At 39.6% G+C, this 12050-nt stretch carries 9 protein-coding genes; 6 read left to right on the top strand and 3 right to left on the bottom strand.

The annotated features are described in order from the left end of the window. Window positions 1-169 precede the first annotated feature (169 nt). Window positions 170-1237 (top strand): iron-sulfur cluster carrier protein ApbC, encoded by a 1068-nt coding sequence (apbC, locus tag J3U74_RS01205; protein WP_267329588.1) that lies wholly within the window; start codon window positions 170-172, stop codon window positions 1235-1237. Between the two features lie 110 nt (window positions 1238-1347). On the opposite strand, the gene J3U74_RS01200 is transcribed toward apbC, so the two are convergent. Beyond that, a complete protein-coding gene (locus J3U74_RS01200) occupies window positions 1348-2088 on the bottom strand; it encodes an acid phosphatase (RefSeq protein ID WP_267329589.1) in 741 nt (246 codons plus the stop codon). 438 nt (window positions 2089-2526) lie between these two features. On the opposite strand from J3U74_RS01200, the gene tpx reads away from it, so the two are divergent. Further along, complete coding sequence (tpx, locus tag J3U74_RS01195) at window positions 2527-3039, top strand: thiol peroxidase (RefSeq protein ID WP_267329590.1); 513 nt, start codon at window positions 2527-2529, stop codon at window positions 3037-3039. A 131-nt stretch (window positions 3040-3170) separates the two neighbouring features. Beyond that, entirely contained in the window at window positions 3171-4346 is a 1176-nt protein-coding gene (locus J3U74_RS01190; RefSeq protein WP_220217940.1) for a sugar transporter, read from the top strand. 18 nt (window positions 4347-4364) lie between these two features. On the opposite strand, the gene J3U74_RS01185 is transcribed toward J3U74_RS01190, so the two are convergent. Beyond that, window positions 4365-6296, bottom strand: coding sequence for an ABC transporter ATP-binding protein (locus J3U74_RS01185; protein WP_267329591.1), 1932 nt, complete (start codon window positions 6294-6296; stop codon window positions 4365-4367). Window positions 6297-6501: 205 nt separating this feature from the next. Between J3U74_RS01185 and J3U74_RS01180 the strand changes: the two genes are divergently transcribed. After that, window positions 6502-8679, top strand: a complete 2178-nt coding sequence (locus J3U74_RS01180) for a phage holin family protein (protein ID WP_267329592.1) — start codon at window positions 6502-6504, stop codon at window positions 8677-8679. A 48-nt stretch (window positions 8680-8727) separates the two neighbouring features. Here J3U74_RS01180 and glyA read toward each other — a convergent pair whose 3' ends face one another. Beyond that, a complete protein-coding gene (gene glyA, locus J3U74_RS01175; protein ID WP_267329593.1) occupies window positions 8728-9984 on the bottom strand; it encodes a serine hydroxymethyltransferase in 1257 nt (418 codons plus the stop codon). A 291-nt stretch (window positions 9985-10275) separates the two neighbouring features. Here glyA and J3U74_RS01170 point away from each other — a divergent pair, with 291 nt between their 5' ends. Together J3U74_RS01170 and J3U74_RS01165 are read left to right on the top strand one after the other, a co-directional pair. Next, on the top strand, window positions 10276-10683 hold the full coding sequence (locus J3U74_RS01170) for a hypothetical protein (RefSeq protein ID WP_267329594.1): 408 nt from the start codon (window positions 10276-10278) through the stop codon (window positions 10681-10683). 233 nt (window positions 10684-10916) lie between these two features. Continuing rightward, a complete protein-coding gene (locus tag J3U74_RS01165) occupies window positions 10917-11843 on the top strand; it encodes a TIGR01212 family radical SAM protein (protein WP_220217945.1) in 927 nt (308 codons plus the stop codon). Window positions 11844-12050: the final 207 nt, after the last annotated feature.

Genomic DNA, 12050 nt, shown 5'->3' with positions numbered 1-12050 from the left:
GATAAAAATTCTTTATAGACTTTGAGCGATATTGTGCACAGAATCGTTATCATTTTATCAGAGAGAAGAATCACTCTGACCAATAACAACCTAACACAATATCGATAATCATATCTATTTGATGCACTATGAGTATAAAACTCGTTAATAAAAGTTAAGGCTAATAACCATGGAAGCAAAAAAAATTCTAGAGAATTTTACTCATCCTACTTTATCTAAAAATTTGATTGAACTTGGCGCCATAAAACGTTGTGAAATTGATAATCAGGTTTTATTGATTCATTTAACTTTACCGTTTGCCTGGCAAACGGCTTTTGACGCACTAAAACACCAAACAACGCCAATGCTCCTAAAACTTGATGGTGTTAACGAGGTTAAATGGCAGATTGACTATAATATCGCCACCTTAAAACGAGCAAACAACCAACATGCGATCAAAAATATTAAAAACATCATTGCCATTAGTTCCGGTAAAGGCGGCGTGGGTAAATCCTCAACCGCAATTAATCTAGCACTGGCTTTACAAACGCAGGGAGCAAAAGTGGGGATTTTAGATGCTGATATTTATGGTCCGTCTATCCCGACCATGTTAGGCACTCAAAACGCACAGCCCTTGACGCCGGATAATAAGCATATGTCGCCAATTATGGCACATGGGCTTGCCAGCAACTCGATCGGCTATCTGGTTGAAGCCGACGGCGCTATGGTTTGGCGAGGACCTATGGCTAGTAAAGCGCTGTTGCAAATACTACAAGATACCCTTTGGCCGGAACTTGATTATTTAGTGATTGATATGCCACCGGGAACCGGCGATATTCAGCTAACGTTGGCGCAAAGTATCCCGGTAACCGCCGCGGTGATTGTCACCACCCCACAAGATATCGCCTTAATTGATGCTAAAAAAGGGATCGCTATGTTTAATAAAGTCAATGTGCCAACACTGGGTATTGTTGAAAATATGAGTTACCACATCTGCGAGAACTGCGGGCATCACGAAGCTATTTTTGGTGAAGGGGGAGCTAAGCAGTTAGCGCAGCAATATCACACTAAATTGTTAGGGCAAATACCACTACATAAAATGCTACGTCAGGATCTCGATACCGGTCAACCAACGGTTATCAGTCATCCCGACAGCGAATTTAGCCAGCTTTACCAACAAATAGCCGGACAGATTGCCAGCGAACTCTACTGGCAAAGCGAGGTGATTTTACCCGATATTTCATTCAAAGCGTTATAATAAGCAACATCAATATTGGCTGTTATAAACAGCCAATATGGTTAAATAATAATTCACGCATTTACGCTAATAACAGCAATACAAATTACATTTTTATCGGCAATAACAAGCTATTTTAACTGACTAAATTCAACTTTAGCTTTGGCTAATTGCGCCGTAAATTGAGCATTAGTGTGTAATTTGGCAACCACCGCAGCAGCCATGACTTTTGCTGCATCAACATCACTTTGCCAATGATAACCACAAATTACCCGACTTTCGCCAATATCATAACCTCGTTTTAAGATCTCATTTTGTCGTTCGGGGTTGATTTCTGCCAAAACCAGTGCGATCGCAAAGCCGATTGTGGTGTGACCGGAAGGATAAGAACCATTGGTGGATAACTCTTTTTCATCTTCTGGTCGGCAAGTTGATTCATTGAAAAAAGAAAATGGTCTAACTCGATTATAGTATTTTTTAGCTGAACGGGTTGCCAGATCGCCGGCATCTTCTTTCATGGTTGTGATAAGTTTATAAATTTCTGGTGTGCTGGTTGCTGAAATATCATGACCAAACGACGGTGAAAATTGCTTAGTGACATTATCCTTACTTGAATCAGCATCCAAATAAGCTTGATGTCCCCGTTCGGTTGAACGCATCGATTTACCCCAATCATACATTGCTTTGTCTCGCAAAAAATCGACGCTGGTAAAGTCGGGCGGTGCCGGTAATAGTTGTAAACTATTCGGCGCTTCGCTCTCTTTAAGGTAAAAACTTGTCGGATCTGTTGTCACATCTAGCACATCACTGGCATAAGCTTGAGCACAAAATAGACTACAAATAATAATACGCTTAACAAAATGTATAGGCATAATAACCTCCTTAAGAAAAGTAAATGAGTGAGCGCTTATTGGGTTTACGGTACTAAAACCGATAGCGTGAAAAATTTTCTAAGGAATCGTGGTGTTATTATAGGTTTATCTAGATCAATTTTTCATTTTTGCTGCAATAATACAATGATAATCATAAAGGATATAGCGCAATAAACAAACAATATATTGATTTAGCTGTGACTAGCGTCACATTAAAATTAAAGAATAAAGATTTACAATAAGATTTAAAAATAAGGTTTATAAATATAGCTTATCACAGAAAATATTCACAATTTGATTAATCGGTAAAATCATTGACATCACGGTCCATTGTGCATTGCGGTATAATAAAACTCAGTCTATAGTAAAAAAACCTATTAACCGTAGCACAAGATTTATTTTACCTTAACTATTGCTAGCGATATTTGGGAGGGTCATATGCAAAAAATTACCAACCAAGTCACCATGCGAGGCGTACCGGTTACACTATTGGGCACGCATATTAAAGTGGGTGATAAGGCGCCAGATTTTACTGTTCAAGATTCAGCCATGAAGCCGGTTAAATTATCCGATTTTAAAGGTAAAGTGAGAATAATTAATTCCGTTCCCTCAATCGATACCTCGGTCTGTAGTGCCCAAGTTCATCGATTTAATACCCAAGCGGCGAAATTAAAAGATGTGGTGATATTTTCAGTCAGTGTCGATCTGCCTTTTGCGCTTAATCGCTACTGTGCAGCAGAAGGTATTGATGCGGTTAAAGTAACGTCAGACCATAAAGACCTCGATTTCGGTTTAAAATATGGGGTGGTGATAGAACAGTTGCGCTTACTTACGCGCGCCGTTTTTGTGGTGGATAAAAATGATAACATTGTTTATGTCCAATACGTTAAAGAGACATCCGAAGAGCCTGATTATGATAAAGTGTTAGCGGTGATAAACACCTTAAAATAAATCAGTCAAATCAATGCCGACTTTACGGTTTAAGTTGGCATTTTAACTCTCGCTTATAGTTGCAAACCATTTAACAACCCGAAATATTCAGTTATAATTATTCAATCATTTATCCCCACTTAATATAAATCATGAATACTGCCAATAAACGTTCCCGGATCTGGTCATCGATTCTTTGTCTGGCTTTTGCCGGATTTATTTTTAATACGACCGAATTTGTGCCAGTTGGATTACTTCCCAATATTGCCGAGAGCTTTTCAATGGATGTGGCACACACCGGATTGCTATTAACTATCTACGCCTGGGCGGTTTCGTTATTGTCACTTCCATTAACGGTTTTAACATCGAAAATGGAACGGCGAAAATTACTGATTTTTCTGTTCTGTCTATTTATTTCCAGCCATATTTTAGCTGGCTTTGCGTGGGATTTTTACAGTTTGATGACCGCCCGCATTGGTATTGCTTGTGCTCACGCCGTGTTTTGGGCCATTACCACGCCATTAGCGGTACGATTAGCCCCCAACGGTAAACGAGCGAAAGCCATGGGCTTTATTGTTGTCGGCACGTCAATGGCGACAGTATTAGGCATTCCAATTGGCACCATGATAGGACAATTAGTTGGCTGGCGAATCACCTTTTTATGTATTGCGGTACTGGCGTTTTGTATTATGGTTTTACTGCTCTATTTACTACCGAGCGTGCCAAGCATGAACACAATTTCCCTTAAAGATATTCCAAAGGTGTTAAAGCGCCCGGTTTTAATTAATATCTATCTGTTAACGGCGATTATTATCACGGGTCATTTCACCGCCTACACCTATATCACCCCTTTTATGCTTAAAGTGGGCGGTTTTAGCCAACATATGGTGGTTATCTTATTACTGGCTGTCGGCTTTTCGGGCATGATTGGTAGTGTTATCTTTGCCAAATATGCTGAAAAACACCCGACTGCCATTTTAGTCATCCCAATGATACTTTTAATGCTGTGCTTATTATCGCTTTATGTTTGTGCGCTAAGCTTTTATACCGCAATTATTCAAGGCATGGTGTGGGGACTGGCAATCACGATTATTGGTATGGTGATGCAAAGCAAAGTGATTGATGTTGCGCCGGATGCGGCAGATATTGCCACATCGGTCTATTCAGGAATCTATAATATTGGAATAGGAGGCGGCGCCTTTGTGGGTAGTCAAGTTTTAGTGGTATTATCAACTCACTATATTGGCTTTATTGGCGCAATCTTTGTTGTCATCGCCCTACTGCTGTTTTTCGTTTTGACCAGAAAATCCTGGATAAAGCCATTATAAGCGCTGCTTAGCAAGCGCTTATTTGCTTAACGATTCAAGTTGTTCCCAACGTTCGAATACCGCTTCTAATTCGGCTTCCTTGTCAGTTAACGCTTGTAAAATGGGTCCGGTTACTTCGTGCGGTTGATTAAAAAAGTCACTTTGGCCAATTTGCGTTTGCAACTGATCAATCGCCGTTTCAAGCGCTTCGATCTTTTCCGGTAATTGCGCCAGCTCTCGTTGCTCATTATAACTAAGCTTCACTTTCTTTTTCGCAACCGATTCGCTGGCCGATGCCCCGCCGTTGGATGCCACTTTTTTAGCAGCATCACTATTATTTGCTGGTGTTGGTGCTGGAGCATTAACCGGTTTTGCCTGTTGCTGTTGTTGCAAAGCATCGCTATAACCGCCAGCATAAATACCAATTTTGCCGTTATCTTCAAAAAACCAACATTGGGTAACGACGTTATCGACAAATTGCCGATCGTGACTAACCAGCAATACCGTACCTTGATAATCATTAACCAGCTCTTCTAACAGTTCTAGCGTTTCAATATCAAGATCATTGGTTGGCTCATCGAGCACTAATAAATTACTTGGCTTTAAAAATAGTTTAGCTAATAAAAGACGATTTCGTTCACCACCGGAGAGCGCTCTTACCGGCGTTCTTGCCCGTTTAGGCGGAAATAGAAAGTCTTGCAAATAACCCAGTACATGCCGAGACCTGCCATTGACCATGACTTCTTGCTTACCTTCCGCCAAATTATCCATGACTGTTTTTTCCGGATCGAGCTCTAAACGGTACTGATCAAAATAGGCGACTTCCAATTTGGTACCACAGTGAACGGTGCCCGAAGTTGGCGTTAAATTGCCTAGCATCAATTTTAATAACGTGGTTTTACCAATTCCGTTCGGCCCAATTAAAGCGATTTTATCGCCACGTAACACTTGCACGGAAAATTGATTAACCAGTAATTTATCTTCAATTTGATATGTCACATTATCGAGTTCAAAGACAATTTTTCCTGAACGTAGCGCCTCTTCAATTTGCATTTTAGCGCTTCCCATGACTTGACGACGCTGTGAATACTCTTGCCTCATCGCTTTTAGCGCTCGAACTCGCCCTTCATTTCGTGTTCGGCGGGCTTTAATGCCTTGACGGATCCAAACTTCTTCTTGTGCTAATTTTTTATCAAATTCAGCGTTTTGTAGCTCTTCGACCCGTAATGCTTCTTCTTTACCAAGCAAATAACTATCATAATCACCACCCCACGAAGCGACTTTGCCTCGATCGAGATCGATAATCCGTGTCGCCATTTGACGAATGAACGAACGGTCATGCGAAATAAATACAATACTGCCGTTAAAGCTTTTTAAAAACTCTTCTAACCATTTAATCGTCTGGATATCCAAATGGTTGGTCGGTTCATCAAGTAATAGCACTGTAGGTTGGCAAACGAGAGCTTTCGCTAAAGCCGCTTTACGTAACCAGCCGCCTGACAGCGATGATAATAAATCATCGCCGTTTAAAGAAAGGGATGAAATGACATTTCGCACTCGATTATCGAGTTGCCAACCATTTTGCTGATCAAGCTGTTCTTGCATTTTAGCCAATTTGGCTAAGTTACTCTCACTCGGATCACGCTCAACTTGATGTGATAGCTCATAATAATCTTTTAATAACTGAGCTTGCTGTTGTAAACCTTCTGCAACAAAATCAAACACAGTGCCTTTAATATCTCGAGGTGGATCTTGTTGCAGGCGAGAAACGACAACATTATTTTCATAAATAATTTGCCCTTCGTCTAAAGGCACTTCTTTATTTAATACTTTCAATAAGGTCGATTTACCGGCACCATTACGCCCAACAAGACAGACTCGCTCATTAGCTTCAATCGACATATCGATATGGTCAAGCAGTGGGGCATCACTAAATGATAGATAAGCGTTAGTAAGATTAATTAATGACATATTTGTGGTTTTTATTTGGATATTCAATCATAAGGCGTTATTCTATCACAAAGTTGTCGTAAGCAACTAAGATCAATTATCAAAGATACACTTTAAGTCCTCACAGAAGTGAGAATCCATTTTCTCTTCTTTTTAATAAAAAACATATACAGCTATATTGATTAATCTTTGAAAATATTAATAATATTTGGGTATGGAGGTTATTATGAGTCATATGTGGACATTTCAACGTGTCGGCGGATTAGATCAAGTTGTATTTAAAAATGCCGACGATATTATCAATTTACCTAATTTAGATCCCAAATTATGGGTAGCATTAAGTTGCCCAACAACCGGACTGGATTTTGATGAAAGAACGTTGGCACTATTGGATAGTGATAAGGACGGTCGGATCCGAATTCCCGATATATTAGATGCGATAAGTTGGACACAACAACGCATCGTCTCATTTAAAAGTATTTTAGCATCATCGCAAACCTTACCGATATCGCAAATCGATACATCGAGTGAACAAGGTAAAAAGCTATCGGTTACCGCACACAGTATTTTAGCCAGTTTAGGCAAAAGCCAATCTGACTATTTAACGCAAGAAGATGTGCAACAATCGATCAAGATCAATGCTGGTAAACTGTATAATGGTGATTTAATTTTCCCCCCTTCTGCCGAGTTGTCATCAGAGATGCAAACGTTTATCCAAACAGCGATAAACACCACCGGTGCCAAAAAAGATATGAGCGGGCAAGACGGCATTGATTTGGACATCGCTAAAACGTTTGTTGAAAATTTAAAAACATGGCAAAAGTGGCAAACCGATATTAGTCACACGCAAACGCCATTTGGGGAAAATCAAGCTGAAATTTGGAAATTAGTCCAAACCTTAAAACCAAAAATCGATGACTATTTTCTTCGTGTAGCGTTGGCACAATACGCACCACAAGCACAAGGCGCTTTAAACGTGGATGAAAAATATATTGTCCCAACCGAAAACGGCTTATTATCTGATGAAGCCCTTGCTGAGTTACCTTTATCGAAGATTGATACCGTCAGCGCCCTCGATTTAGTGAACGGGCTTAATCCACTTTGGAAAGCAAAAATTAGCCGATTTAAAACGCTTGTTGCATCTGAGTTAGCAAATCCCGATCAGCTTACCCAACAAGAGTGGTTAAATATTCAAAACAGCCTTGAAGCTTACACCAGCTTAATTACCGCTAAACCGGAAATGGCGCAAGCGGATGTTACAACCAAACCAACTTCAAGTTTAGAAGATATCCCAAATCAGTTAATTAACTCTTTGGCATCAAGCGATTTATTAACTGCTTTTGAGCAAATGGTTGAACAAGATAATAAAACCCCTATTTCAGCATCCGATGTGCTTGTTTTAGAAAAGTTAGTGCTTTTTCACAAACACCTTTATCGCTTGCTGGTTAACTTTGCCTCTTTTGCTGATTTCTTTTCGTTAGAAAAAAGAGCGGCTTTCCAACTAGGAAAACTTTATATCGACGGACGCTGTGCAACGCTTTGCGTAGCAGTTGATAATATTGCTAAACATTCCAATATGGCAAATTATTCAGAACTTTGCTTACTCTATTGTGAATGTACCCGACACGATCAAAAACAGCTCATTGCAGCTGCGATGACTGCCGGTCAAGGCGATTTATTAATTGAAGGACGTAATGGCGTATTTATCGATAATAACGGCAATGACTGGGATGCCAATGTTGTGAAGATGATCACTAAACCTATTAGTATTCAACAAGCTATTTGGGCACCTTATCAGCGTATTGGTCGTTTAATTACCGAACAAATTAATAAATGGGCAACCAGTAAAGATGCGGATATCGAAAAATCCAGTGCACAGGTTCTACAATCGCCTGAAAATAAATTTGATATTGGTAAAAGCGTGGGTATTTTTGCGGCTATCGGCTTAGCCATTGGGGCAATTGGTACCGCCTTAGCAACACTGTTTCAAGCGATATTTTCCTTGTCATGGTGGCAATTCCCACTGGTCTTTATCGGGTTATTTCTGATTATTTCGGGGCCTTCGGTTATTTTGGCATGGTTGAAATTAAGACGAAGAACACTTGGTCCACTGCTTGAAGCTTCGGGCTGGGCGATTAACGGACAAGTTAAAATCAACTTCTTACTCGGTAAACTACTGACCAGTAAAGCTGAGCTACCGAAAAATGCTAAACGGAATTTACGTGATCCGTTAAAAAGCCAGAATAAAAAATCGATGATGATACTTTTATGTGCAATCGTATTTGGGATTGGCATTACTGCCGGTTGGTTATGGTATCAAGGTGATTTTCAGCGCTACTTTGAACAGCCACAAGCACAATCAACCCAAAATGGCCAGCAGGAAGAAAATAATCAATATCGATAATGGCTTATACCTCACTTTCGCCGACCTTGCCGGCGAAAGTGATTAACATCAATGTTGATAAACCGGAAAACGATGACAAATCGCTAACACCTTTTGTTTAACTGATTGAATCGCTTGTTCATCATCAATGTTATCTAATACATCACAAATCCAATTAGCCACTTCACGTGCCTGCTCTTCTTTAAATCCTCGGCGAGTGATAGCCGGTGTACCGATACGCACGCCGGATGTGACGAACGGGCTTTGTGGATCTTTAGGCACACTATTTTTATTAACCGTAATATTGGCACTGCCTAAAGCGGCGTCGGCCTCTTTACCGGTAATTTTTTTATCCACTAAATCAATTAAAAATAGATGATTATGTGTCTCGCCGGAAACCACTTTATAACCACGTTTTAAAATCACATCAACCATGGCTTGAGCATTTTTAACCACTTGCTGTTGATAAGCTTGATAAGCCGGCTCCATTGCTTCTTTTAATGCGACCGCTTTGGCTGCAATCACATGCATTAACGGCCCACCTTGAGCGCCCGGGAAGACCGCTGAATTTAATTTCTTATAAAGCTCATCACTGCCACCTTTCGCCAAAATCAGACCACCTCGTGGACCACCAAGCGTTTTATGCGTTGTGGTTGTTACCACATGTGCATGTGGAACAGGGTTAGGATAAACGCCCGCAGCCACTAAACCGGCAACATGCGCCATATCAACAAAAAAATAGGCGCCGACACTATCGGCAATTTCACGCATTCGTTTCCAATCGACGATGCCCGAATAAGCCGAAAATCCACCAATAATCATTTTGGGTTTTGACTCAGCCGCAATTTTCGCTAATTGGTCATAATCAATATGTCCTGTGTCATCCACGCCATAAGCGACAATATTATAAAACTTGCCGGAAAAACTAACCGGAGCACCATGAGTCAAATGCCCGCCTTCGGATAAATTCATTCCAAGTACGGTATCACCAATGTTTAATAATGCACTATAGACAGCAAAATTAGCCTGCGATCCGGAATGGGGTTGCACATTCGCATAATCGGCGCCAAATAGCGCTTTGGCTCGTTCAATAGCAAGTTGCTCAACAATATCAACATATTCACAACCACCGTAATAGCGCTTACCTGGATAGCCTTCAGCATATTTGTTAGTTAATTGAGTACCCTGTGCCTGCATCACTCTTGGACTGGTATAGTTTTCGGAGGCAATTAATTCGAGATGATCTTCTTGACGTTGCTCTTCACCCTTAATGGCGTCCCATAATTCCTTATCATAATCGGCAATAGTCATTTCTTTACTAAACATATTGACTCCTTGTTTTTGGATTACATTGACTTTTTGACTTAATTATTGTTTTCAAGTATGGAAAACAGCATAACGAATATCCTTACTTAATCAGCCAACGATTTCAATCCTTTTTTTGAATTATAAAAAATATTTATAGTAAAGCATAAGATCGCAATTATTGTTTTTTAGCCAGTTAATAAAAAATCAAACAACTTGTAAAAGTATCAGGACTAGACAAAAAAACGCTTTTTTTTTAATTAAATTTATTGAATAATATTGAAAATTTGTCTTACCGAGTCTATTAACGCTATGAAAACGATTTGCCGCATAATAAGTTTTATTATTTGTATTTTATTCAGTCAGATAGCTACTGCCTCTTTCCAAAATCTCTGTTTGCTAACCGGGACATTATTAGAAGATCCACAACACGGTATTTTTTCTATTGGCAAAGGCGAACAGGAACATGAAATAAGTGTATTTGATATCAAGGTGTTAATTACCAAATCGGAAAAGAGGGGGCGCGCAGATCATGGTTGTTTTTTACCCAATGATAAACCTTACGAGTTAGAAGTAAGATTAGAAAAAGCCTTTCAATTACAAAATTATAAAAAAGGTGATCAGGTCGAATTAATACAATATGAAAGAGATATCGAAGATTGGAAAGATGATAGTAAGGTAGAAACTGAAACATCTTATTTTCTAGCTACAGAAAAATAAAAAGATTAGATTACTCGTATAATTTTCTCAGTATTAAGCTTTGAAAATATTGCGATTCTAAAAATCATCAATAAAACTTATTACGGCATAATATGTTACACCACAGTGTTCGTTTCAAAACATCTTAAAGAAAAGCCGACTAAAGTTACGTCAATTGTATATAAAAATTTATCATCGGTTGAATTTAACTCATTCGCTTCGTAAAATAGGCAAAATTTTATTTTTGGCTGATTATGCAACTTCATTTAGTGGTCAATACGTTTGGTGCTGACCTGCAACGCCGTTATGGCGAAAAAATCTATAAACTCACCTTACATGGCGGTTTTAGCTGTCCTAATCGGGACGGCACTATCGGTGTAGGTGGTTGCACCTTTTGTAATGTCGCATCGATTATTGATGAGTCCATTCAAGTCAAAACCATTACACAGCAACTTGCCCAACAAGCCAACCAGATGAAAAAATCCAAACGCTATCTTGCTTATTTTCAAGCCTATACCAGCACTTATGCCGAGGTTGAAATACTTAAAAATATGTATGAAGAAGCGCTCAATAGCGCCGATATTGTCGGGCTTTGTGTGGGTACTCGCCCTGATTGTGTGCCGGATGAAGCGCTGGATTTACTTGCCAGTTATCATGCCAAAGGCTTCGAAGTTTGGCTTGAGCTTGGCTTACAAACCGCTCACGATAAAACGTTACACGATATTAATCGTGGACATACGTTTGCTGCCTATCATCAAACTGTGCAAAAAGCGCGTAGGCTAGGCATAAAAGTTTGTACTCACTTAATTCTAGGCCTGCCTAAAGAAACCAAACAGGATAATTTAATTACGCTTGATAGCGTATTAAACAGCGGAGTAGATGGTTTAAAACTGCACCCGTTACATATCGTAGAAGGCAGCATCATGGCGAAGGCATGGCGTGCAGGCCGACTTGATATACTTTCTTTAGAGCAGTATGTCGATATCGCTGGCGATATAATCAGACAAACACCCGCCAATATTTTATACCACCGCATCTCCGCCAATGCCCGCAAACCCACCCTACTTGCCCCTGATTGGTGCGAAAACCATTGGCAATCAATGAATGCGGTCGATCACAATTTAAGACAATTTGGTGCGCAAGGTAGTGCAATCAATGATACTTATCACTTCCAATTATAATAACGTATTGAAATAGCTAAACTTAGCTATCAATCATTTATTAACAACTCGCTATCATCATTTAAAATAATGTAGATAATTAACAATCAAGATACCACCATTTTGTAGTGTATAAGCATTGACGTTGATAATTGATAAAACAATGCAAAGTCAATCGATTTGCTAAATCAAAAAATCAGTTACAACTTACCTTTTGTTAAAGTAACG

It is taken from the genome of Gilliamella sp. B3892, from assembly GCF_026536305.1.
Lineage (GTDB): Bacteria > Pseudomonadota > Gammaproteobacteria > Enterobacterales > Orbaceae > Gilliamella.
The sequence above is the reverse complement of the archived record's forward strand: the minus strand, read 5'-3'. Positions and strand labels throughout refer to the sequence as shown.